21 protein-coding genes and 1 pseudogene are annotated in these 23,808 nt (G+C 61.2%); 13 read left to right on the top strand and 9 right to left on the bottom strand.

Translation table 11 applies throughout. The annotated features are described in order from the left end of the window. Window positions 1-23 precede the first annotated feature (23 nt). Window positions 24-665 carry a carbonic anhydrase gene (locus QD408_RS11435; protein WP_088683854.1) on the top strand — a complete coding sequence of 214 codons (642 nt, stop codon included), beginning with the start codon at window positions 24-26 and terminating at the stop codon, window positions 663-665. A gap of 96 nt (window positions 666-761) precedes the next feature. Continuing rightward, a complete protein-coding gene (locus QD408_RS11440; protein WP_088683853.1) occupies window positions 762-2,372 on the top strand; it encodes a GGDEF domain-containing protein in 1,611 nt (536 codons plus the stop codon). A gap of 48 nt (window positions 2,373-2,420) precedes the next feature. On the opposite strand, the gene QD408_RS11445 is transcribed toward QD408_RS11440, so the two are convergent. The 3 genes and pseudogenes from QD408_RS11445 to QD408_RS11455 all read right to left on the bottom strand — a co-directional run bounded on the left by QD408_RS11445 (window position 2,421) and on the right by QD408_RS11455 (window position 4,754). Beyond that, window positions 2,421-3,245: a lytic transglycosylase domain-containing protein gene (locus QD408_RS11445; protein WP_088683852.1), complete on the bottom strand. Its 825-nt coding sequence runs from the start codon at window positions 3,243-3,245 to the stop codon at window positions 2,421-2,423. 165 nt (window positions 3,246-3,410) lie between these two features. After that, the gene (locus tag QD408_RS11450) at window positions 3,411-4,445 is read right to left on the bottom strand and encodes an aspartate-semialdehyde dehydrogenase (RefSeq protein WP_008528643.1); all 1,035 of its coding nucleotides are present in this window, start codon (window positions 4,443-4,445) and stop codon (window positions 3,411-3,413) included. A 110-nt stretch (window positions 4,446-4,555) separates the two neighbouring features. After that, window positions 4,556-4,754: pseudogene (locus QD408_RS11455) on the bottom strand (hypothetical protein). 103 nt (window positions 4,755-4,857) lie between these two features. On the opposite strand from QD408_RS11455, the gene QD408_RS11460 reads away from it, so the two are divergent. The 5 genes from QD408_RS11460 to QD408_RS11480 all read left to right on the top strand — a co-directional run bounded on the left by QD408_RS11460 (window position 4,858) and on the right by QD408_RS11480 (window position 11,202). Beyond that, window positions 4,858-6,612: an alkaline phosphatase gene (locus QD408_RS11460; RefSeq protein WP_088683851.1), complete on the top strand. Its 1,755-nt coding sequence runs from the start codon at window positions 4,858-4,860 to the stop codon at window positions 6,610-6,612. 95 nt (window positions 6,613-6,707) lie between these two features. Beyond that, complete coding sequence (locus QD408_RS11465) at window positions 6,708-7,169, top strand: hypothetical protein (RefSeq protein WP_088683850.1); 462 nt, start codon at window positions 6,708-6,710, stop codon at window positions 7,167-7,169. Between the two features lie 6 nt (window positions 7,170-7,175). Then, window positions 7,176-7,868, top strand: a complete 693-nt coding sequence (locus QD408_RS11470; protein WP_088683849.1) for an ABC transporter ATP-binding protein — start codon at window positions 7,176-7,178, stop codon at window positions 7,866-7,868. After that, on the top strand, window positions 7,865-9,133 hold the full coding sequence (locus QD408_RS11475) for an FtsX-like permease family protein (RefSeq protein ID WP_088683848.1): 1,269 nt from the start codon (window positions 7,865-7,867) through the stop codon (window positions 9,131-9,133). Before QD408_RS11470 ends, QD408_RS11475 begins: the two co-directional genes overlap by 4 nt. A 182-nt stretch (window positions 9,134-9,315) precedes the next feature. Further along, complete coding sequence (locus tag QD408_RS11480; protein WP_414139392.1) at window positions 9,316-11,202, top strand: MFS transporter; 1,887 nt, start codon at window positions 9,316-9,318, stop codon at window positions 11,200-11,202. Between the two features lie 45 nt (window positions 11,203-11,247). On the opposite strand, the gene lpxE is transcribed toward QD408_RS11480, so the two are convergent. Continuing rightward, entirely contained in the window at window positions 11,248-12,000 is a 753-nt protein-coding gene (lpxE, locus tag QD408_RS11485; protein WP_414139393.1) for a lipid A 1-phosphatase LpxE, read from the bottom strand. Window positions 12,001-12,178: 178 nt separating this feature from the next. Continuing rightward, window positions 12,179-13,291, bottom strand: a complete 1,113-nt coding sequence (leuB, locus tag QD408_RS11490; protein ID WP_414139394.1) for a 3-isopropylmalate dehydrogenase — start codon at window positions 13,289-13,291, stop codon at window positions 12,179-12,181. Window positions 13,292-13,459: 168 nt separating this feature from the next. Between leuB and QD408_RS11495 the strand changes: the two genes are divergently transcribed. Beyond that, window positions 13,460-14,392 carry a pyridoxal-phosphate dependent enzyme gene (locus QD408_RS11495; protein WP_414139395.1) on the top strand — a complete coding sequence of 311 codons (933 nt, stop codon included), beginning with the start codon at window positions 13,460-13,462 and terminating at the stop codon, window positions 14,390-14,392. A gap of 67 nt (window positions 14,393-14,459) precedes the next feature. Here QD408_RS11495 and leuD read toward each other — a convergent pair whose 3' ends face one another. The 3 genes from leuD to QD408_RS11510 all read right to left on the bottom strand — a co-directional run bounded on the left by leuD (window position 14,460) and on the right by QD408_RS11510 (window position 15,956). Then, window positions 14,460-15,068: a 3-isopropylmalate dehydratase small subunit gene (gene leuD, locus QD408_RS11500; RefSeq protein WP_088683843.1), complete on the bottom strand. Its 609-nt coding sequence runs from the start codon at window positions 15,066-15,068 to the stop codon at window positions 14,460-14,462. Between the two features lie 135 nt (window positions 15,069-15,203). After that, the gene (locus tag QD408_RS11505) at window positions 15,204-15,626 is read right to left on the bottom strand and encodes a VOC family protein (protein WP_414139396.1); all 423 of its coding nucleotides are present in this window, start codon (window positions 15,624-15,626) and stop codon (window positions 15,204-15,206) included. Window positions 15,627-15,722: 96 nt separating this feature from the next. Next, complete coding sequence (locus QD408_RS11510; RefSeq protein ID WP_064696422.1) at window positions 15,723-15,956, bottom strand: hypothetical protein; 234 nt, start codon at window positions 15,954-15,956, stop codon at window positions 15,723-15,725. Window positions 15,957-16,069: 113 nt separating this feature from the next. On the opposite strand from QD408_RS11510, the gene QD408_RS11515 reads away from it, so the two are divergent. Then, on the top strand, window positions 16,070-16,975 hold the full coding sequence (locus tag QD408_RS11515) for an HpcH/HpaI aldolase/citrate lyase family protein (protein ID WP_414139397.1): 906 nt from the start codon (window positions 16,070-16,072) through the stop codon (window positions 16,973-16,975). Continuing rightward, on the top strand, window positions 16,975-17,181 hold the full coding sequence (locus QD408_RS11520; RefSeq protein WP_009996762.1) for a DUF1737 domain-containing protein: 207 nt from the start codon (window positions 16,975-16,977) through the stop codon (window positions 17,179-17,181). The genes QD408_RS11515 and QD408_RS11520 overlap by 1 nt, the downstream gene beginning before the upstream one ends. A gap of 126 nt (window positions 17,182-17,307) precedes the next feature. Here QD408_RS11520 and QD408_RS11525 read toward each other — a convergent pair whose 3' ends face one another. After that, a complete protein-coding gene (locus tag QD408_RS11525; protein WP_088682997.1) occupies window positions 17,308-17,745 on the bottom strand; it encodes a metallopeptidase family protein in 438 nt (145 codons plus the stop codon). Between the two features lie 162 nt (window positions 17,746-17,907). Between QD408_RS11525 and QD408_RS11530 the strand changes: the two genes are divergently transcribed. Genes QD408_RS11530 through QD408_RS11540 form a run of 3 tightly spaced genes read left to right on the top strand, consistent with a single transcriptional unit; the run spans window position 17,908 to window position 23,763 of the window. After that, window positions 17,908-18,864, top strand: coding sequence for an ImuA family protein (locus tag QD408_RS11530; RefSeq protein ID WP_414139398.1), 957 nt, complete (start codon window positions 17,908-17,910; stop codon window positions 18,862-18,864). Window positions 18,865-18,904: 40 nt separating this feature from the next. Then, window positions 18,905-20,323, top strand: coding sequence for a Y-family DNA polymerase (locus QD408_RS11535; RefSeq protein ID WP_414139399.1), 1,419 nt, complete (start codon window positions 18,905-18,907; stop codon window positions 20,321-20,323). Next, window positions 20,320-23,763, top strand: coding sequence for an error-prone DNA polymerase (locus tag QD408_RS11540; protein WP_414139400.1), 3,444 nt, complete (start codon window positions 20,320-20,322; stop codon window positions 23,761-23,763). The genes QD408_RS11535 and QD408_RS11540 overlap by 4 nt, the downstream gene beginning before the upstream one ends. The last annotated feature ends 45 nt before the right edge of the window (window positions 23,764-23,808 follow it).

A 23,808-nucleotide genomic window follows, 5' to 3' on the forward strand; every position in this document is an offset into this window, starting at 1 on the left:
CGGCGCGCGCTAATCCAGAAGGCATGCAGCGTTTTCCAACACCTCTTCTGGACGGCTACCGCAACTTCATGAACGGGCGTTATGCCGACGCCCGCGACAGGTATCGGCAGCTTGCTGAAAACGGCCAGAGTCCGAGCACCTTGGTCATTGCCTGTTCGGACTCGCGAGCGGCGCCGGAGCTGATCTTCGATGCCGGCCCGGGCGAACTCTTCGTCATCCGCAACGTCGCCAACATGGTGCCGCCCTACGAGCCGGACGGCCATTTCCATTCGACGTCGGCCGCGCTCGAATTTGCCGTTCAGGCGCTGAAGGTGTCTGATATCGTCGTGATGGGTCATGGGCGCTGCGGCGGTATCCGCGCGGCTCTCGATCCGAATGCCGAGCCGCTGTCGCCCGGTGATTTCATCGGCCGCTGGATGTCGCTGGTCAAACCCGCCGCCGAGCAGATCCAGAGCAACGACGTCATGACGGCTGCGGAGCGCCAGACGGCGCTGGAGCGCGTCTCCATCCGCAATTCGATCGACAATCTCAGAACCTTCCCCGATATCAAGGCGCTCGAGGAAGCGGGAAAGATGCATCTTCACGGCGCCTGGTTCGATATCTCCACCGGTGAACTCTGGGTCATGGATGCCGAAACGCGTGACTTCATTCGTCCTGAAATCTAGGGACGTGCCGCTTTATCAGTTCTTTAAGAATTATTGATAAGCTGGTCCTTGATTGGTCGCGCACGACCGACATTTGGATCACCGTGGCGATTGGCGATGAAGTTCGAAACCATCAAAAAGGTTATCCTGGCCGCAATCATGCTGCCTTTCGTCTTCATGGTCATTGAAGGCGTCATCCTCTTACGTTCTTCGGTCAAGGAATACAGGGATCTTGAGAAGGACCGGCAATTTGCCGATGTGCTTGCCCGCGGCGGGTCCATCGCCGCCACCGAGATTCTGACTGAAATCAGCGCCACCCGCCGCTACATCGCCCAGCCCAGCGAGCCGGCTGCCGCCGAAATGCAGCGGAGCCGGGCGATGCTCGATCAAGAACGTCGCGCCTTCTATGCCAGCCTGCCCTCCCGCGATGTGCTGGATGAGGGGCTCGTGGATGAATTATCGGCTCTCAACCTTGCTTACAGCCGCATCGTGGCCGCACGAAGCGCCGTCGACCAGGGCCGTTATGCCCGCAGCGACCCCGGCTATATCTATTGGTATGCGGCCCAGAAGCAGCTTGCCGTCGTCGATGCGCTTTCGCCGCTGATCAGCGATCCGGTACTGCTGCAGAAATCCAATCAGCTGATGGGCATTCTGCTGACCTATTACGGCGAAAGGCTGATCACCATCGTCGGCACCCGTTATCTCGACCAGGGCTCCTCCGCCCGCTTTCCGGTGGAACTGTTCGTGCAGGGCAAGGTCATGCTCAACGAAGGGATGGACCATATGGTCTTTCATTCCTCGGACTCAACCGTGCGCGACATCGTCGCCTATCTCGGCCGCAGCAGTCAGGTGAAAGCGAACGCGATCACCGATTCCATCCTCGCCGGATCGCGGCCGACGAACGCAGTGCGCGACATCTGGGCTGCCGCGCAGAACGAGCGCATGGCCTTCCTGCAGCAGAAGCTCGTCGATGCCGCCAATGATATCCACGACACCGGTGAGGGCCTTTCGACGCGCGCCCACATTCACCTGACGCTGATCCTGTCGCTCTGTGCGGGCCTGCTCATTCTCGCCACGCTGGTGATGCTATTGGCAGCACGGGGCCTGCGGCTGATCGACCGGCTGACGCGTGACCGCGAGACGCTGGTCGGAGAGTTGCGCAACGCTGCCCAGACCGACCTTCTGACCGGACTCTATAACAGGCGCGGTTTCGAGGTTGCCGCATCGGCGCTTCTCACCCAGGCCGAACACGGATCGCGCTGGATCTCGGTCGTGCTCTTCGATCTCGATCATTTCAAGAAGATCAACGATATCAACGGCCATGACGCAGGCGATGCCGTATTGCGGCATGTCGCGCGTGTGGCGCGGGAGAATTTCCGTTCCTTTGATCTGCTGGTGCGCCATGGCGGCGAGGAATTCCTGGCGCTGCTGCCGGATTCGACGCCTGATGACGCTGCAAAGGTTGCCGAGCGCGTGCGGCTGGCGATCGAGGCGGCGGAAATCCCGCTGGCGAGCGGCGAACTCCTCAAGGTCACGGCAAGTTTCGGGTGCGTCGGCCGGGCAAATGAGGCCTTCAACAGGAACTTCGAGGATCTGGTCAAACGCGCCGATCTGGCGCTCTACGCCGCCAAGGCTTCCGGCCGCAACTGCGTCGTTTCGGGACCGACCGTGCCGGCGCCGGAAGAGCGGCGCAAGGCGGCGTCCGGCGGCTTTGATTCCCGCATATGAAAAACGCCGCATTGCAGCGGCGTTTCCGGTATCGTTACCGATGAAAGCTTATCTGCCGGCGTCGATCTGCTCGCCGATATAGGCGATCGCCTGCTGGTAGACACTGGCTGCGTTCCAGCCCTGGATGGCGGCGAAATTCGGTTCTCCCGGCTGATAGCCGGCGCCGGGGCGCCAGCCATGGCCCTTGAGGAAGTTCGCTGTCGAGGCCAGCGCATCGGCGCGGGAGCCGACCATGTCGACGCGGCCGTCGCCGTCGCCGTCGGCGCCGAAGCGGACGACATTGCGCGGCAGAAACTGCGTCTGGCCGATCTCACCATGAGCCGCGCCCTTGGCCTGCGGGCTCAGATAACCCTCGGAGACGAGCTGAAGGGCGGCATAGAGCTGGTCGGTGAAATATTCCGAACGGCGGCAGTCGTAAGCAAGGGTCGAAACGGCCGACAGCGTATGCTGATTGCCCATATAGCTGCCAAAACCGGTCTCCATGCCCCAGATCGCGATCAGCGGGCCGGCCGGAACGCCGAAACGGCGCTCGATCGAGGCAAAAAGCGCCTGGTTGGCGGCCTTCATGCTGCGGCCGCGGGAGATGACGGCAGCCCCTCCGCGCTTCTTCATGAACGCGTCGAAGGACAGTTTGAAGCTTTTCTGGCCGCGGTCGGCGGCGATCGTCGGCTTGTTGTAGCTGACATTGGCAAAGGCGCGGCTGAGGACCGACTGGCTGACGCCGTTGGCCGCCGCCGTTTGCTTGAAGTCGCTAACCCAGGCGTCGAAGCCGGCGCTGGTATTGCCGCATTGTGCGCCTTGCGCGAACGCCGGTACCGAATGGAGGACGCCCATTGCCGTGGCGGCCGCCAGAAAGAATTTTGTCATGCGCATTGAGAACCCCGCTCTCGATCTGCATAGCTTTTGGCCGGACAGAGAATGCCAGCCACCAGCGATTTTGTCACGATCACCTTTCAGCGAGCGCTTACATGGCTGTGTCTGCCCGAAAAGCCCCGCTCATCGAGCAGGGCTTTAGCAGGTTATGGTTTACAAATGGTATCAGGCGGCCTGCTTGCGCGGCTTGACGAGGCCGCGATTGACGAGCAGTTCGGCGATCTGGATCGCGTTCAGCGCCGCGCCCTTGCGCAAGTTGTCTGAGACCACCCACATGTTGAGACCGTTTTCAACAGTCGCGTCCTCGCGGATACGCGAGATGTAGGTCGCGTCCTCGCCGGCGGATTCATACGGCGTGATGTAGCCGCCGTTTTCGCGCTTGTCGATGACGAGGCAGCCGGGCGCGTCGCGCAGGATGTCGCGGGCCTGGTCAGCGGTGATCTCGTTTTCGAACTCGATGTTGACCGATTCCGAATGGCCGATGAAGACGGGGACGCGCACGGCCGTGCAGGTCACCTTGATCTTCGGGTCGAGCATCTTCTTCGTTTCGGCCAGCACCTTCCACTCTTCCTTGGTGTAGCCGTCTTCCATGAAGCTATCGATGTGCGGAATGACGTTGAAGGCGATGCGCTTGGTGAACTTCTTGTTCTCGATCGGATCGGCAACGAAGACGGCGCGCGTCTGGTTGAAGAGCTCGTCCATGCCGTCCTTGCCGGCGCCGGAGACCGACTGGTAGGTCGAGACGACGACGCGCTTGATCTTGGCGAAGTCGTGCAGCGGCTTCAGTGCCACCACCAACTGGGCGGTCGAGCAATTCGGATTGGCGATGATGTTGCGCTTGGTGAACTGCGTGATCGCGTCGGGGTTTACTTCCGGCACGATCAGCGGCACGTCGGCGTCGTAACGCCAGGCCGAGGAATTGTCGATGACGACGCAGCCCTGCTGGCCGATCTTCGGCGAAAACTTCTTGGAGACCTCGCCGCCGGCCGACATCAGGCAGATGTCGGTATCGGAGAAATCGTAATTCTCCAGGTTGGAAACCTTCAGCGTCCGGTCCCCGTAGGAAACTTCGGTGCCCTGCGAACGGGCGGAGGCGAGCGCCACGACCTCATCGGCGGGGAAGCCTCGTTCGGAGAGGATGTTGAGCATCTCCCGGCCGACATTTCCGGTCGCTCCCGCAACTGCTACTTTGAAACCCATTTCTCAAGCTCTCTTTCTCTTCTCTCCTCTGTCCGGTGAGGGGAAAGGCGCGAATAATCGCGTCTTCCTGTCCCCAGCCGAGCCGGGGAGAGAGCGGCAGGCCAGAGACGTCAGACGGTTTTCGTCGTCGTTTTGGCCTTGGTTTTGGCAGAAACCGGAACGGCAATATCCACCCCGGCAACCCGTGCCCGGTCATTGCATTCAGCAATGGCGTGTTCGTCGCGAACCATGGAGATTTCCTTTTCCGCTGTTGCTCTTAGAAGGTTTTCCACAGGAGTCAAGGTTTTTGCTGAGGGCGCCTGCGGCCAGGAGGGGCGGTGCCGATCCTGCGACCTTTTGTCATGCCATTGTCATCCCCGGCGGGTATCCCGGCCAGGTTGTCAATTCTCTGCACCGAAAACGGGGGTTTTCCATGCGTACGCTTCTCGCCGCCTTTGCGGCCACCACCATCCTCGCAGGCGCCGCTCAGGCGACGACGGTCTATCCGCTTGACCGCGCGACGATTCTCGTCGGTTCGCCGTTCGATTTCAAGGTCGAGCTCAACAAGCAGGTCAAGCCTGAGGACGTGAAGATCACCGTCAACGGCCAGGATTACAAGACCGTTCTCGGAAGCGAGGCGCAGTTCGTCGAGCTGGAAAAGGGCAAGGAAGACAAGGCTCTCGGCTCCGCTCTCCTGCTGCGCGGCCTGAAGATTTCCGCTCCCGGCGCCTACAAGGTCGAGGTCGCCGCCGGCGACGAAACCAAGTCCGTCACCTGGAACGTTTACGAAACCGCGGCCCAGCCGAAGGCCAAGAACATCATCTTTCTGCTCGGCGACGGCCTTTCCGTCGCGCATCGCACCGCCGCCCGCATCATGTCCAAGGGCATGACCGAGGGCAAGGCGAATGGCCGCCTTAATATGGACGATCTCGACCATATGGCCTTCATCGGCACGTCTTCGACGAATGCCGTCGCCACGGATTCGGCCAACACCATGTCGGCCTACATGACGGGCCACAAGACGGCCGTCAACGCGCTCGGCGTTTATGCCGACCGCACGCCGTCCTCGCTCGATGACCCGCGAGTCGAAACCATCGCGGAAGCCGTTCGCCGCATGACCAAGAAGTCGATCGGCATCGTTGCGACGGCTGAAGTCGAGGATGCTACGCCGGCTGCCGTCGTTTCCCATACCCGCAACCGCAACGACAAGGCCGATGTCGTCGGCATGCTGCTCGACGTCAAGCCGGAAGTCCTCCTCGGCGGCGGTTCGGCCTATTTCCTGGGCAAGGAGGTCGCCGGTTCCAAGCGCAAGGACAACCAGGATTACATTAAGCTGTTCCAGGACGCCGGCTACAAGCTTGCGACCGACAAGAACGAGCTTGCAGCCAATGCATCGGCTGAAGGCAATCTCCTCGGCCTCTTCCACACCGGCAACATGGACGTGACGCTCGACCGGGAATTCCTGAAGAAGGGCACGGTCGACAAGTTCCCGAACCAGCCGGGTCTCGTCGAGATGACCAAGGTCGCGCTCGATCGCCTTTCCAAGAATCCGGAAGGTTTCTTCCTGATGGTCGAAGGTTCCTCGATCGACAAGATGTCCCATCCGCTGGACTGGGATCGCGCCGTCGTCGATACCATCGAATTCGACAAGGCTATCGGCGTCGCCCGCGAATTCCAGAAGGCTCATCCCGATACGCTGATCGTCGTCACCGGCGACCATACGCACGGCGTTTCCATCATCGGCACGGTCGATGACGAGAAGCCCGGCACGGAAATGCGCGAAAAGGTCGGGACCTATGCCGAGGCCGGCTTCCCGAACTACAAGGACGAAAACGGCGACGGCTATCCGGACAAAATCGACGTCAGCCGCCGCCTGTTCCTGAGCGCCAATAACGGCCCCGATCACTACGAGACCTTCCGTCCGAAGCTCGACGGCCCGTTCGTTCCGGCCGTCCAGAACGAGAAGAAGGAATATGTCGCCAACGAGCAGTATAAGGATGTTCCAGGCGCCGTCTTCGTCCAGGGCAATCTTCCGAAGAGCAGCGAAAGCGGCGTTCACGCCGTCGACGACGTCGTCCTGCAGTCGGCCGGTCCCGGTGCCGAAGGCTTCCACGGCTACATGGAACAGAGCGACGTCTACCACGTCCTCGCCGACACTTTCGCCCTCGGCGCCAAGCAGACGAACTGATTGAAGATCCCGCAAGGCCGCTTGCCGGCCTTGTCTCTTTCATCGATCATGATCCCGGCCGTTCAACGGCCGGGATTTGTTTCCTGGAGATCGCCATGGATATATTCTCTTCGCTGCATCTCAGCCGCCGCCGGTTGATTGGCGCCGCCATTGCGCTCCCCTTTACGGTGTCTGCTGTTCGCGCCGCCGACCCATCGCTTTCTTTCAACGAGCTCTACGGCAAGTTCGGCGTGCTCGGCCTCGAATTTTCCGACAAGGTGAAGCGTCTTGCCGGCCAGGACATCAGCATGAAGGGCTTCATGGCGCCGCCGCTGAAGGCCGAGGCCCAATTTTTCGTGCTGACCGAAGTGCCGATGTCGCTCTGCCCCTTCTGTTCTTCGGATGCTGACTGGCCTGACAATATCGTTGTCGTTTACCTATCGGAAAAGCAGACGTTCGTGCAGCCGCGCCAGACGATCGAAGTGCGCGGCACGCTCGAATATGGTTCTTGGACCGATCCGGAAACCGGCTTCGTCAGCCTGCTGCGCATCCGCCAGGCCGAATATTTCGCGGCCTGAACCGATATGCTGGCTCTCGATATCGAAAATCTGACCGTCACCTTTCCAGGCCTGTCTTCACCGGCGCTGGCGATCGGCCGCCTGTCGATCGAGGCCGGCAGCAGGGTTGCCATCACAGGTGCGTCCGGCTCCGGCAAGAGCACCTTCGTCAATATCGTCACCGGGCTGGAGCGGACACGGCAGGGCCGCATCCGCTGGAATGGCGAGGATATTGCCGGTTTTTCCGAAAGCCGGCGCGATCGGTTCCGCGCTGCCAATATCGGCCTGGTCATGCAGGAGTTCCATCTCTTCCCCGGCCTGTCGGCGGTGGAAAACGTCCTTCTGCCCGCGCGTCTTGCCGGCGCTGCCACGGCCGATATCGTTGAGCGGGCGCATGCGCTCTTGAGCACGGTCGGCCTTTCCCGCTCCGGCCAGAAGATCGAGACCATGTCGCGCGGCGAGATGCAGCGCGTGGCGATCGCCCGCGCACTGCTGCGCAAGCCCGGCGTCATCATTGCCGACGAGCCGACCGCGAGCCTCGATGCCGAAAGCGGCGAAGCCGTCGGAGATCTCATCCTCGATCTCGCCATTGCCGAAGGCAGCACGCTGATCGTGGTGTCGCACGACCAGCGCCTGACTAGCCGCCTCGACCGGCGCATCACCTTCGGCTCCGGCCGGATCAGCGGAGATTCCGCTGTAGCGGCAGGGGAGGCTGCATGATCCGCTTCATCCTCACCGATCTTCGCCGCCTCTGGGCGGGGTCGCTCGTTGTCGTGCTGCTGGTGGCGCTTGCGACCGCGCTCGGCGTTTCCGTCGTGCTGCAGGAGCGGGCGCTTCGTCTCGGCAGTGCGCGTGCCGCCGACAAGTTCGATCTCGTCATCGGCGCCGGCGGCAGCGAAACGCAGCTCGTGCTGTCCTCCGTGTTCCTGCAGCCGTCGCCTTTGCCGCTGATGCCGGGCGAGGTTCTGGCCAGGCTTGCCGCCGATCCACGCGTCGATTGGGCCGCTCCGATCGGCTTCGGCGATTCCTTCTCCGGCTATCCGATCATCGGTACGACGGTGGTGCTGGCCGACAAGCTTTCCGGCGGCTTGGCCGAGGGCAAGGTTTTCGCGCGCGAGGGAGAGGCGGTGATCGGCTCTGCCGTGAAGCTTTCGCTCGGCGGCGAGATCAAGCCGATGCATGGTTCGGCGGAAGAAGGTGGCGAGACCCATACCGAACTCGTCTATCATGTCGCGGGCCGTCTGCGGCCGACGGGCACCGCCTGGGACCGGGCCATCCTCGTTCCGATTCAGGCCGTCTGGCATATCCATGGCCTGGGAGAGGAGCATGCGGAAGGCGCCGAGGAGGCCGGGCACGATCATGAGCCGGCGGGCGCCGATCACGATGCGCATGAGCATCACGGCGAAATCGACCCCGATGCCGCGCTCAACGAGGTTTGGAGCGCGGATGCGCCCGGCCTTCCGGCCATCCTGGTCAAGCCGAAGACGATCGCCGACGCCTATAAGCTGAGGCAGGACTATCGCAGCGGCAATACCGTCGCCGTCTTTCCCGGCGAGGTGCTGACCAATCTCTACGCCACGCTCGGCGACGCCAAGCAGATCCTCGTTGCGGTCGCTTCCGGCTCGCAGGCTCTCGTCGCGGCCTCGCTTGTCCTGGTCACGGTCATTCATATCGGCCAGCGCCGCCGCCAGATCGGGGCGCTGAGGGCCTTCGGTGCCCCGCGCGGGGCGATCTTCGGTATCGTCTGGCTGGAATTCTTCCTGCTGGTGGTGGTCGGCGTCGGGGTCGGATTCGCAATCGGGTTTTCCGCAGCGCTGACCTTGTCGGGCCTGTTCTCGCAGACGAGCGGCATCGCCATGCCTGTCGGCTTTGCTCGTGAAGATCTCGGGCTTGCAGGGGTGCTGCTTGGCTTTGCCGCGATTCTCGCCGCGCTGCCGGCCGTGCTGGCCTATCGGCAATCGCCGGCCCAGGCGCTGAGAGCGTAGCCGCGGGAGCTATGCCTTGGATAACCAAGCGAATCGTCATTAGACTAAAGTCATAATCCCAAAGCCTCTCTCTTTGCGGGCCATGTTTTCTGGCACACTCCCGTTAGGCGTGTCGCGGCCGGGGATTTGCTTTGAGGAGAGTAGGTCGCGCGCGTTGCTCATCATTCTGTGGAGGACAGACAATGGCAAATGTCGCAAGCATGGACGGCGCGAAGGCCGGTCCGATGACGGGCGAGGAGAAGAAGGTCATCTTCGCTTCTTCGCTCGGCACCGTTTTCGAATGGTACGATTTCTATCTTTACGGTTCGCTCGCCACCTATATCGGTGCGACCTACTTCACCCAATATCCTGAGGCAACGCGCAACATCTTCACGCTGCTCGCCTTCGCCGCCGGCTTCCTGGTGCGTCCCTTCGGCGCCTTGGTGTTCGGCCGTCTCGGCGATCTCGTCGGCCGCAAATACACCTTCCTGATAACGATCCTGATCATGGGTTTTTCGACCTTCCTCGTCGGTATCCTGCCGGGGGCGGCCACCATCGGCATCGCGGCACCGATCATCCTGATCGGTCTTCGCCTGCTCCAGGGCCTTGCGCTCGGCGGTGAATATGGCGGTGCGGCAACCTATGTCGCCGAACATGCGCCGAACGGGCGCCGCGGCTATTTCACCTCATGGATCCAGACGACGGCGACGCTCGGCCTGTTCCTGTCGCTGATCGTCATCATCCTGGTGCAGTCGCTGATGGGTCCGGTTCAATTCGCCGCCTGGGGCTGGCGCATTCCGTTCCTGGTCTCGGTCGTCCTGCTCGGAATTTCCGTCTGGATTCGCCTGAAGATGAACGAATCACCTGCGTTCCAGCGCATGAAGGCTGAAGGCAAGGGCTCCAAGGCGCCGCTGACCGAAGCCTTTGGGCAATGGAAGAACGCCAAGATCGCGCTCATCGCGCTTCTCGGAGCCACCATGGGCCAGGCAGTCGTCTGGTACGGCGGTCAGTTCTATGCGCTGTTCTTCCTGCAGAACGTGCTGAAGGTCGATCTTTTCTCGGCCAATGTGATGGTCGCCATCGCGCTCTTCCTCGGCACGCCGTTCTTCGTCATCTTCGGTGGTCTTTCCGACAAGATCGGCCGCAAGCCGATCATCATGGCGGGTCTTCTCATCGCGGCGGTGACCTATAATCCGCTGTTCAAGGCGATGACCTGGACGGCAAACCCGGCGCTTGCCGAAGCACAGGCCTCGATCCGCGCGACAGTTACGGCCGATCCCTCGGATTGCAAATTCCAGTTCAACCCGACGGGCACGTCCAAGTTCACCAGCTCCTGCGACGTGGCGACGGCGTTCCTGACGAAGAACTCGGTGCCTTACGATGTCGTGCCCGGTCCGGCCGGACAGCCGGCAACGGTGAAGGTCGGCAATGAGACGATTGCGAGCTTCGACGTCGTTGCCGCCGGCGACAAGGCGAAGGGCATGACCGCCGCCTTCGAAAAGGGCGTCAACATCGCTCTCCATGATGCCGGCTATCCGCTGAAGCGCGGCGCCGCCAAGGTGCCGGATTCCAAGCTCGATGCCTTCATCGCCGCCAATCCGGAACTGGCGCTCAATGCCGAATCCGTGCGTGCCGGCGAGAAGGAAACTGTGCCGGCCGCCAAGCTGGTCGAAGGCAAACTGCTGACGGCGGATGAGGCCAATGGCGTCACCGACATGACTGTCTACAACATCGCCAATGGCGGCAGCTTCGCCATGGTCGCCGATCCCGCCCGCGTCAACTGGGTCGGCACGATCGCCATCCTGTTCGTCCTCGTCCTCTATGTGACGATGGTCTACGGTCCGATCGCCGCCCTTCTGGTCGAGCTCTTCCCGACCCGCATCCGCTATACCGGCATGTCGCTGCCCTATCACATCGGTAACGGCTGGTTCGGCGGCCTGCTGCCGGCAACGGCCTTCGCAATGAGCGCCGCCGCGGGCGATATCTATTACGGTCTCTGGTATCCGATCGTCTTTGCAGCGATCACGCTGGTGATCGGCCTGATCTTCCTGCCGGAAACGAAGAACAGAGATATCCACGCAATGGATTGATTACACGCGGTCGAACGTGAGAAGCTTGAGAAAAAGGCCCGGCGCTCACAAGGCGCCGGGCTTTTCCGTGTCCGGAAACAGGCGCTTGGCGAGCGGCCAGCCGTCCGGCGCCAGTTTGAAGAGCAGGCCGCAGCGGGCATAGACGATCGCCGTCAGCAGCGAGAACCAGGCGCCGAAGGCAAGGCCGGCGATGACATCGCTCGGATAGTGGGCGCCGACCATGACACGCGTCATGCCGAGCCAGATGGCAGAGGCGATGAAGGCAACGCGGTAGCGCGGGAAGAGAAGCGCAAAGGCGGCGAAGAAAGCGCCGACCGTGGTGGAATGGCCGGACGGAAAGCTTTCGAAAGCGGCGTGGCCCGAAAAGGGTGTGAAGGAAAAGATGCCGTAATCGTGGAAGTGGTCGGGGCGCGCCCTGCCGATCGCCCGCTTCAGCAGATTGGCGAGAAGCCCGGAGAAGACCACCGTGGTGAAGAGGTAAGCGCCGATCCAGCTGACATAGAGCGCCTGCGCCTTGGAGCGCGCCGTCTTCAACAGTCTGTAGCCTGCCCTGCCCTGAAAGAAGAGCAGGATACTGGTGTAGATCAGCCAGGCGGAATCGCCGAAACCGGTCAGCATTTCGCCGAGCTGCTTCACCGGCGCGGGAGGCTTACTGGCGCCGATCGGCGCATCGAAGAGCAGCATGGAAAGGATGACGGCATTGAGCGTGATGAAGAGGCAGGCCTGCCAGCGCAAAGGTGGCATGCCGACACCGCTCCGGCGCCAGCGCCTGTCCAGGGAAGCCCAAAATGCCCGCATTCCGTCGTCCGTTCGAATTTGCCGGGTTAGAATTCGGCGCAAAAATACACGAGATTGTGGCTGAGAATAGTCCGTTTCTGAGAATTCGGCCGATCCCGTTCAGGCGTCTCGGCCTTTCACGAAAAAGCCCTCCGCATGCGTGATGCGAAGGGCCGGATGCTGTTTCACGTGAAATATATCAGGCGGACAGCGCCTTGAACTCGGCGAGGATCGCATCACCCATCTCGACGGTGCCGACCTGCTTGCAGCCATCGGCCATGATATCGCCGGTGCGGATGCCCTTGTCGAGCACGTTGGCGATCGCCTTTTCCAGGTCGTCGGCTTCCTTCACCAGATTGAAGGAGTAGCGCAGGCACATCGCGAAGGAGGCGATCATGGCGATCGGGTTGGCAATGCCCTTGCCGGCGATGTCGGGGGCCGAGCCATGGACGGGCTCATAGAGCGCCTTGCGCTTGCCGGTCTTGCCGTCGGGCGCGCCGAGCGAGGCTGACGGCAGCATGCCGAGCGAGCCGGTCAGCATGGCGGCGACGTCGGAGAGCATGTCGCCGAACAGATTGTCGGTGACGATGACGTCGAACTGCTTGGGTTGGCGCACCAGCTGCATGCCGCCGGCATCGGCCAGCATATGTTCCAGCTGCACGTCGGAATATTTCGCCTTGTGCGTTTCGGTCACCACCTGGTTCCAGAGCACGCCCGACTTCATGACGTTGCGCTTTTCCATGGAGCAGACGCGGTTCTGGCGCGTCCGGGCCATTTCGAAGGCGACGCCGGCGATGCGCTCGATCTCGTAGGTATCGTAGACCTGCGTGTCGATACCGCGCTTCTGGCCGTTGCCGAGGTCGATGATCTCCTTCGGCTCGCCGAAATAGACGCCGCCCGTCAGCTCGCGGATGATCAGGATATCAAGGCCTTCGACCAGTTCGGGCTTCAGCGAGGAGGCTGAGGCAAGCGCCGGATAGCAGATGGCCGGGCGCAGGTTCGCGAAAAGCTGCAGATCCTTGCGCAGGCGCAGCAGGCCGGCTTCCGGGCGCACGTCGTAAGGCACGCTATCCCATTTCGGGCCGCCGACGGCGCCGAAGAGAACGGCATCGGCGGCAAGCGCTTTCTGCATGTCGCCTTCCGAGATCGCCGCGCCATGGGCATCGTAGGCAGAACCGCCGACAAGGCCCTCGTCAGTGACGAAACCGGCATCCATCGTCTCGTTCATATAGGCGATGATCTTGCGGACCTCGCCCATGGCCTCGGGACCGATGCCGTCACCCGGCAGCAGGAAAAGATTGCGCGCTGTCATGAAACCCTCCTGGGAAAAACAAGTTGCGGTTTCTTAGACCCCGGAAATGGGCATTTCAAGCGAGAGAAGCGGTGAATCGGTACGCTTCATTCCCGGTCGCGATGGTTGCTCCTGTACCCGCAAAGGGAATAGAACTGCTATTGTAGCTTTATTTTCCGGATCTTTCTCATGTCCTCAGCGCCTCTCCATCTCGACACGCCTTTGCTTCGGACATCCCCCGGCTACAGCGCCAGCGGCAAGCCGCTCTGGCTGAAGCTCGATGCACTGCAGCCTTCCGGCAGCTTCAAGCTGCGCGGCGTCGGCCGGCTTTGTCAGTACGAAGTGGAACATGGCGCGCGCGAGATCTTCTGCGCTTCCGGCGGCAATGCCGGCATTGCCGCGGCTTATGCCGGCCGCGCGCTGGGTGTGCCGGTCACGATCGTCGTGCCGGAGACAACGGCGGCCGATGTCCGGCAGACGATCGCCGCAACGGGCGCGAATGTCCTGGTCCATGGATCGGTTTTCGATGAAGCCAATGCCCATGCGGTCGAACTCGCGAGGAGCCGCAAGGCGAGTTATGTGCACCCCTTCGATCATCCGCTTCTGTGGGACGGCCATGCCACGCTGATCGACGAGGTGGTGGTGAAGGGTGCGGCATTCGATTGCGTCGTCACCAGCGTCGGCGGCGGCGGATTGCTTGCCGGTATCGTCGAGGGGCTGAAACGGAACGGGCTTACCGATGTGCCCGTCATCGCCGTCGAAACCGAGGGGGCGGCTTCGCTGAATGCCAGTCTCCGGGCGAATGAGCGCGTCACCCTTCCCGCCATCACCTCGATTGCCAATTCGCTCGGCGCGCGGCAGGTGGCCCAGCATGTCTTCGAGCTGCCGAAACGGCATCCGATCGAAAGCGTTGTCGTCAGTGACGCCGATGCCGTGGCCGCCTGCCTGAAATTTGCCGATGCGCATCGCATCCTGGTCGAGCCGGCCTGCGGTGCGGCCCTTGCCGTTGCCGATGTGCATGCCGGCCTGCTTCAGCGCTTCGACAATCCGCTGATCGAAGTCTGCGGCGGCATCGGCGTGTCGCTCGAAAAGCTGAGGCTTTGGAAAGAGAAGTTTCTCTGATCCGGAAGGGCGCTGTAAAGAAAAAGCCGGGCGAAAGCCCGGCTTGATCGATAATCCATTGGGTGGCTCAGGCGGCCCAGGGATGCGAAGCGGCGTTCTTCTTCTCGAACTCGTCGATCGCCTTGCCCTTTTCCATGGTCAGGCCGATATCGTCGAGGCCGTTCAGCAGGCAGTGGCGCTTGAACTCGTCGAGATCGAACTTGATCGAGCCGCCATCGGGACCGGTGATTTCGAGGTTTTCGAGGTCGACCGTCAGAATAGCGTTGGAGCCGCGCGAGGCGTCGTCCATCAGCTTATCGAGATCTTCCTGGCTGACCTTGATCGGCAGGATGCCGTTCTTGAAGCAGTTGTTGTAGAAAATGTCGGCGAAGCTGGTGGAGATCACGCAGCGGATGCCGAAATCGAGCAGCGCCCACGGAGCATGCTCACGCGAGGAGCCGCAGCCGAAATTGTCGCCGGCGACCAGGATCTTGGCATCGCGGTAGGCGGCTTTGTTCAGCACGAAATCGGCGTTTTCGGAGCCGTCTTCGTTGTAACGGGCTTCGGCGAAAAGGCCCTTGCCGAGACCGGTGCGCTTGATGGTCTTCAGATAGTCCTTCGGAATGATCATGTCGGTGTCGATGTTGACGACCGGCAGAGGCGCTGCAACGCCCGTGAGCTTCACGAATTTATCCATGACCCATGCTCCATTTCAGCAAAACGTACTTTCCTGAATGTGCATCTAGTCCAGTTTTTCGCTGAAATGAAGGAGAATCTTTCTAAAATGGCGGCCACGCGACGTTTCGCGCGGCCCGCCCATCGCTTGTGTCCATTACTTGGTGGGTGCGTTGAGGCCCCAGAGGACGCCGAAGGGATCACGAAGCTGGCCGTAGCGGTCGCCCCAGAACATCAGCTCGATAGGCATGATGACTTCGGCGCCGGCAGCCACGGCCCGCTCCCACCAGAAATCGATATCGTCGATGACAAGCTGGATGGCGAAGCCTTCATGGCCTTTGAAGGGATGGCCGTATTCGGGATAGGCATCCGCCAGCATGAGGGAGCTGCCGTTGATATAGAGGTGCACATGCATCGTGCGGCCGCTCTCGTCGACCGGCACCCTATGCGCTTCTTCGGCGCCGAAGGCTTTCTTGTAGAATTCCGCGGCTTTTACCGCGCCGTCGACCGTCAGGTAGGGCAGCAGGCCATTCTTGACCGGCGGCATTTTGACCGGATTGCTTTCCGTATCCATGCTCATCCTCCATCGTTTTTGAGCGCCGGCTGAATGCCTGGCTGCTTCAAAGACGTATCATGGAAGCATGATCCGACAGTGTCGGTCAGTTTTTTAAGCGGCTTAGAGATCGATAATCGTGCCGCGGCCGTCGTTCCAGATGCGCATCTCCGGCTTACCGTTGTTTGCCTTGGCGCGCACCGGGGCGGGCTTCATCTTCATCGAAAGCGCGCGGCCGACCATGAGCACGGTCAGAATACCGCCGACGGCGAGCGTCACCGAGAAGGTGAGAAGCAGCATGGCCACGAAAAAGGTGGCGCCGGCAAGCATGATGAAGATGGAGCGAATGTTCTGCATTGGTTTTAGACCTTTCTTCGGAAAGGAATGTGGTCCTTCTTTTTCTTCTCTGCAAGGCAAGCATGGCTTTTTGTTGTCTTGCCGGATTTTGCGAAGCTTGGCACTAATTGCTGATGAGCCGAACCATACCTCTCCGTTCCCTGCGTCTACGCCGCTCGGTGTTGAGCGTGCCCGCCATCAACGCGCGGGCGCTCGAAAAGAGCCATTCCCTTGATTGCGATGCCGTTATTTTCGATCTGGAGGATTCCGTCGCGCCCGAAAAGAAGGAAGAAGCGCGAGAAAATTTGAGACGTTTTTTTGCCGGGCCGCCTCCGGAGGGCAAGGAAAGGATCATCCGCATCAATTCTTTGTCATCCGAATTCGGGCCGGCGGATCTCGATCTGGTCAAGGACGTTTCGCCCGATGCCGTTCTGCTGCCGAAAGTGGACGAGCCGCAGGATGTCAGGGCGATTGGCGATCTACTGGCGGAAGCGGACGCTCCGGAGGAATTGCGTATCTGGGCGATGATCGAGACGCCGCGCGGCGTGCTGAATGTCGGGGCAATCGCCGAAGCCGGCCGCACGCCGGGATCGCGGCTCGATTGCCTCGTCGTCGGCCTCAACGACCTACGCAAGGAAACGGGCGTCTTGCCGCAGCCGGGGCGGACCTATCTCGTGCCCTGGCTGATGCAGGTCATCCTGGCGGTCAAGGCCTACGGGCTCGATGCACTCGACAGCGTCTTCAACGATTTCCGCGATGGCGAAGGCTTCGATGCCGAATGCGGACAGGGCCGCGCCATGGGTTTTGCCGGCAAGATGCTGATCCACCCCTCGCAGATTGAAGCCGCCAACCGGCGTTTCGGGCCGAGCGCGGAGGAGATCGCGGAAGCCGAAGAAATCATATCAGCCTTTGCCGATCCGGCTGCCCAAGGCCTCAACGTCATCAATGCGAACGGGCGGATGATCGAGCGGCTGCATCTTGTCCAGGCCGAAGCTCTGGTTCATAAATTGCGCCTGATTTCCGCAAGAAAGCCCGCCTGATGAAACTCTACCGCTTCCTGACTGGTCCCGACGACGCTTCCTTCTGTCACAAGGTCACCGCCGCCCTCAACAAGGGCTGGTCGCTGGAAGGTTCGCCGACCTATGCCTTCAATGCCGCAACCGGCGCGATGCAATGCGGCCAGGCGGTCGTCAAGACTGTCGAAGGCAAGGATTACGATCCTGAGATGAAGCTTTCCGAGCAATAGCACCTTCTGCCGAACGCGCGGTTTAAAGCATGTCGCGCAAAAGTGTGCAGCGGTTTTGCGGCAACGACATGCGTAAAAACAAAGAGCTAAAGCGCAAGGAGCGAATCTAAAAGATCGCGACGCGCTTTAGCGCTCGGTGGCTTCCTCGGCGCTTGCCTCGATCCGCTCCATGTCCTCGTCGCTCAGCCCGAAATGGTGGCCGATCTCATGGATCAGGACATGGGTGATGATATCGCCGAGCGTCTCGTCGTTTTCGGCCCAGTAGTCGAGGATGGGACGGCGATAGAGGCGGATGCGGTTCGGCATCTCGCCGGTTTCCACCGTGAAGCGTTCGGAAATGCCCCTGCCCTCGAAAAGACCGAGCAGATCGAAAGGCGTTTCCAGCGCCATGTCCTCGAAAACGTCGTCATCGGGAAAATCCTCGATCTCGATCGTGAGGTTGGTCGTCAGCCGGCGGAATTCATCCGGCAAATGGCTGTAAGCCTCCATGGCCAGCGACTCGAAAGTGCTGATCGTCGGCGCATGGCGGTCTCGCCAATCATCGCTCTGGTCTATGCGGGCCATGAATATTCCTTCCTTTGCGGGCCCATATAGAACCTTTATCGCCGTTTTTCGAGTGTGGAATCAAAGGCAGGAATAAATTCATATAAAATGGTTGTTGACTCTTCTCCGGCTCTCTGGAATCCATAAGAACATAACAGGAACAAGACGGATCGGAGTAACGCCATGGCGCAGAACGCCCTGGCGCGCGAGCGGCTTTTTGCGCTCCGCGAAACCATCGCCAAACTGGAAGGAAAACCCGCGCCGGCGCTTGCGGCAGCGGAGCGGGAAGCCTTGGCATCGGGCAAGGAGACGAGGCAGGCTGCGCAGTGCAATGGCCGCGGACTTCGGCTGCCGTTCGGCGTGACCTTACTCGACGAAGCGATGGAAGGTGGCCTGCCGCTCGATGCGATTACGGAAATCCGTTCCAGCCTTCTTCGGAATGCCGGGGCTGCCTGCGGCTTCGCGCTCGCCGCTGCGGCTCTGTTGCAGCGGCTGGAGGAGAATGACGGCCATCGTTCGCCGATACTCTGGATCGGCGATACGATCTCGACCATGGAGGCCGGTCTTCCCTATGCGGTGGGCCTGCAGGATTTCGGCCTGCGGCCGGACTGTTTCCTGTTTGCTTTGCCGCGCAAGCTCGAAGAGGCGCTCTGGCTTGCGGAAAGCGCGGTGGAAAGTGGCGCCTTTTCGGTCGTCATCCTGGAGATCAGGGGCAATCCTGCGCATTTCGGCCTGACCGAGAGCCGGCGGCTCGGTCTGCGCGCCAAGGCGGTCGGCCGCCCGCTCTTCCTGCTTCGGCAGGCGGGGGAGGAGGAGGCAAGCAGCGCCGTCTTCCGCCTGCTGGCCGAACCCGCGCCATCCGGCATGCGGTCCCTGCCGAATGGATCGCGGCTTGCCGGCAGCATCGGCAATCCGGTTTTTCGTCTCAGCCTGGAGAAGAGCCACAACCCGGCTCCGCTCTCCCTTCTTCTGGAGTGGAACCCCCATGAACGTCAGTTTTTCCCCATCGGCGAACCAAGGCACGCTCTTACTCCAGACGAGCGGTCAGCGTATCCTGGCGCTCAGTTTCCCGCATCTACCGACAGACAGGATCGCCCGCAAAAAATGGGGACTTTCCTGGCGTTCGAAAGGGCGTCCTGAAGCCGCGCCGATCGTCTGTGCCGGAAAGCACGAGAATGCCATGCGGCTGACGGCGCTTGATGAGGCCGCGGAAGCCTTCGGCCTGAAGAAGGGCCAGGGTGTCGCGGAAGCCCGCGCCATGCATCCGAAGCTCGATATCGTCGAGGAAGATCCGGCCGCCGACGCGCGGCTGCTCGAAGCCATCGCCGACTGGTGCGACCGCTATACGCCTTTGGTGGCGATCGACGGACGGGACGGGCTCTTCCTCGACATCAGCGGCTGCACCCATCTCTTCGGCGGCGAGAGAGCGCTGCTGAGGGATATTCTCATGCGGCTTTTCCATATGGGGCTGGATGTGCGCGGTTCGATCTCCTCTTCCCCCGGTCTTTCCTCGGCCGTCTCCCGCTTCGGCAATGGCGGCGTCGTCGAAGACGAGGAGATGGAGGATGTGCTGGCGCCGTTGCCGGTTGCCGCACTTCGGTTGAACGAAGAGATCGTGGCATCGCTGAAGAAGCTCGGGCTGAAATATATCGGCGATGTCATGAACGCGCCGCGGGCGCCGTTGACCCGTCGTTTCGGGGCAAGCCTGCTTCTGCGGCTCGACCAGGCGCTTGGACATGACGAGGAACCGGTTTCGCCGCGGCTGCCTGTTGCCAGCCTGTCGGCCGAGCGGCGCCTGGCCGAACCGATCGGCACGGAGGAGGATATTCTCGCCCTTGCCGGCCAGGTCGCCATGTCGTTGAAACCATCCCTGGAAGCGCGCGGCGCCGGCGGCCGCGCCTTCGAACTCGTGCTCTTTCGGGTCGACGGCAGGGTTTTCCGGATTGCCGTCGGCGCTTCGCGGCCGCTCAGGGAGCCGAAGCGGATCGCGGATCTCTTTTCCCAGCGTCTGCAGGCTATTCATGACGATCTCGATGCCGGCTACGGTTTCGAGATCCTGCGGCTGAATGTCGTGCGTCATGAGCCCTTCGAAGCGACGCAGGGAGATTTCGACGGCGGCCGGCAAAGGGAAATTTCGCTTGCAGCCTTCGTCGACCGTGTCTCGGCCCGCCTCGGCGCGGACTGTCTGCAGGGTTTTCAGCTTCGCGAGAGCCATGTGCCGGAACGCGCGGTCGTCGCAAGTCCCTTGATGGAGGGTTTCCCCACGCATCGCAAAAGCGGAGAAAGCCGTCTCTCCCCCTCCCGCAGCGAGCGGCCCTTGCGGCTTTTCGCCAGGCCGGAACCGGTGGAGGCTTCGCTTGCCGAAGTTCCGGAAGGGCCGCCGCAAAGCTTCCGTTGGAGGCGCATGCAGCATCAGGTCTTGCGCAGCGAAGGTCCGGAACGCCTTGCCATGGAGTGGTGGATCGATGGCGCCGATGCCAGGACCCGTGACTATTTCCGGGTCGAGGACAATGCCGGTCATCGCTTCTGGATCTATCGAGAAGGCTTTTATGGCGAGGAGCCGCCGCCGCGCTGGTTCATGCACGGGGTTTTCGCATGAACAGGGCGCCTGCATTCTTCGAGATCGGTGCACGCACCAATTTCTCCTTTCTGGAAGGTGCTTCGAAGCCTGAGGAAATGGTGATGCAGGCTGCCATGCTGAAACTTTCCGGTCTTGGGATTGCGGACCGAAACTCGGTTGCCGGCGTCGTCAGGGCGTATGCGCAGGCGCAGGAGATCGAAGAGAAATTCAAGCGAAGGCATGAAAAGAACCTCGATGGGAAAGAGGAGAAAATTCTCGATCCGATCCGGATTCAACCGGGCGCCCGGCTCGTCTTTTCGGACGGGACCCCCGAAATCCTTGCCTATCCCCGGAACAGGCGGGGATGGGCGCATCTCTGCCGTTTGCTGAGCGCGGGAAACCTGCGGGCGGAAAAAGGCTCCTGCCTGCTTTACGAGGCGGATATCATGGAATGGGGAGACGAGATGATGCTCGCCCTCGTCCCCGATCCGTCGGTTGCCGGCAAAATTGCCGGTGAGCAGGAATTGGCGGCCTGTCTCGAACGGTTCCGGGAACGCTTCGGGGAGGCATTTCATATGGCGCTGGCGCCTGCCTATGACGGCCGAGACCGTCAGGTTTTCGCAGCACTTTTCATGATCGCCGCCCGCAACGCTATTCCTGTCGTCGCGACCAACCAGCCGCTCTATCACCATACCGACCGGCGCCCCCTTTCCGATATCGTCATCTCGATCCGGGAGCATGTGCCGATTGCCGAGGCAGGTTTTCTTCTTGCCTCGAATGCCGAGCGCTATCTGAAGGATTCACGTGAAATGGCCCGCGTCTTCCGGGATTATCCGGAGGCGATCGCCAATACCCAGGTGTTTTTCGGCAGGCTTTCGTTTTCGCTCGATGAACTCAAACACAATTATCCGCCGGAAAACGACCCCGGCGAAACGCCCTATGAAACCCTCGAGCGATTGACGAGGACAGGGGCTGCGAAGCGTTATCCGGATGGCGTCTCCTCCGAGATCCAGGCTCAGATCGACTATGAACTCAACCTCATCCGGGAGAAGCAATACGAGCCGTATTTCCTGACGGTCCACAAGCTCATTCAGCATGCGCGTTATGAATTGAAGATCCTGTGCCAGGGCCGCGGTTCTGCGGCCAATTCGGTCATCTGCTACTGCCTTGAGATCACGGAAGTCGATCCGACCAAAAGCACATTGCTCTTCGACCGGTTCATCTCGATGGACCGGGACGAGCCGCCTGACATCGATGTGGATTTCGAGCATGACCGGCGCGAAGAGGTCATCCAGCACATTTACGGGAGATATGGCAGGGAGCATGCCGGGCTGACGGCTGGCGTCACCACCTATCGCACCCGTTCGGCCGGCCGCGAAGTCTCCAAGGCTTTCGGGCTCTCGGAGGATGTCCAGTCGGCGATCAGCAGCCTGGTCTGGGGCTGGTCGGAGGATAATCTGTCGGAGCGCGATGCCAAAGCGGCCGGGCTCGATATTGCAGACCCGGTGACCCTGAACGTTCTGCGCTATGCCTCCGAGCTTCTCGGCTTCCCGCGTCATCTCACCCAGCATGTCGGCGGTTTCGTCATCACGCGGGACCGGCTCGACGAGGTCGTGCCGATCATGAAGACGGCGATGCCGGATCGCTACATGATCGAGTGGGACAAGGACGACCTCGACAATGTCAAGATCCTCAAGGTCGATGTGCTGGCGCTCGGAATGCTGACCTGCTTGAGGAAGGCTTTTTCACTGCTCGAACTGCATTACGAGGTGAAGAAAACCCTTGCCGATCTCGGCAACAGGGAACATGGGGACGAGGGCGTGCCGGTTTACGACATGATGTGCCGGGCCGATACGCTGGGCGTCTTTCAGATCGAAAGCAGGGCGCAGATGAGCATGCTGCCCCGACTGAAGCCGAGGCGCTTCTACGATCTCGTGATCGAGGTGGCGATCGTCCGTCCCGGCCCTATCCAGGGCAACATGGTTCATCCCTATCTCACTCGCCGGGAGCAGTCGCATTCGCCCGATTTCAAGATCGAATATCCGAAAGACGAGATGATCCCGATCCTCAAGCGGACGCTCGGCGTCCCGCTCTTTCAGGAACAGGCCATGCAGATCGCGATCACCGCGGCAGGATTCTCACCTGCCAAGGCCGACCGTCTGCGCCGCTCGATGGCGACCTTCAAGCGGTTGGGAAAGGTGAACGAGTTCAAGGACGATCTGATCAACGGCATGACCGGGAGAGGTTATCCGAAGGAGTTCGCCGAACGCTGCTTCAGCCAGATCGAAGGCTTCGGCGAATACGGCTTTCCGGAAAGCCATGCGGCTTCCTTCGCCCTCCTGGTCTATGCCTCGTCCTGGATCAAGGCCTATTATCCCGACGTCTTCTGCGCTGCCATGCTCAATTCGCAGCCGATGGGTTTTTATGCGCCGGCCCAGCTTGTCCGCGACGCCAGGGAGCATGGGGTCGAGATCCTGCCGGTCGACATCAACAGATCCGATTGGGATTGCCATCTCGAAGAGGCGGTGTTCGACAGGAATGCCGTCGACAGCCGGCATGCCGATATGCGCGGCATCATCAAGACGAAGCGAGCCGTCCGCCTCGGTTTCCGGCAGGTCAAGGGCCTGTCGGAGAAAGCGCTGGAAGGCCTTCTCGCCAACAGGGGCAATGGCTATGGCTCGGTTCGTGATCTCTGGCTGCGATCCGGTCTCGACAGGGCCGATATCGAGCGGCTGGCGGATGCCGATGCCTTCGGTTCGATCGGCCTGTCGAGGCGCGAGGCGCTCTGGGCCGCAAGGGCGCTGGATGCGAAATATGCGCCCGAGACATTGCCGCTGTTCGATCAGGTGAACCATATCGACCTTCAGGTCGAACCGAAGGCCCGTCTTCCTGACATGCTGGCGGGCGAGCAGGTGATCGAGGACTATCGCTATCTCTCATTGTCGCTGAAAGCGCATCCGGTCTCCTTCCTCAGAGAGGAATTCCGCAAGATCGGCATCACGCGCAATGTCGATCTTCTCAGAGTGCCGAACGGAAAGAGGGTGACGATCGCGGGGCTTGTCTTGGTGCGCCAGCGGCCGGGATCGGCCAAGGGTGTGATCTTCATGACGCTGGAGGACGAGACGGGGGTCGCCAATGCCATCGTCTGGAGCAAGATATTCGACAAGTACCGGGCGGTCGTCATGGGCGCCCGGCTCGTGAAAATCCGCGGCAGGCTGCAAAGCCATAGCGGCGTGATCCATACCGTCGTCGAGCATATCGAGGACATGACGCCGGCGCTCGGCATCCTGCAACGCGAGGCCCGCCGTTTCGGCGCCTGCGAATGGTCGGACGAGGTGTTGAGACCAGGCGACGACCAGCGGCAGGTCGTGGATGCGCGCAAAGGAGCGGCATTGGAAAAACGAATGATTGCCGCAGGCCGCCAAACGGGCGTGGCGGAAACCGCCGAAGTCATGCCGCGCGGGCGGAATTTTCATTGAGGGCATGCAGATCGGAACCGTGTGGGCGCGCCTTCCTCATGTGCT

The sequence above is a fragment of the Rhizobium sp. BR 249 genome, from assembly GCF_047445895.1.
Taxonomy (GTDB): domain Bacteria; phylum Pseudomonadota; class Alphaproteobacteria; order Rhizobiales; family Rhizobiaceae; genus Rhizobium.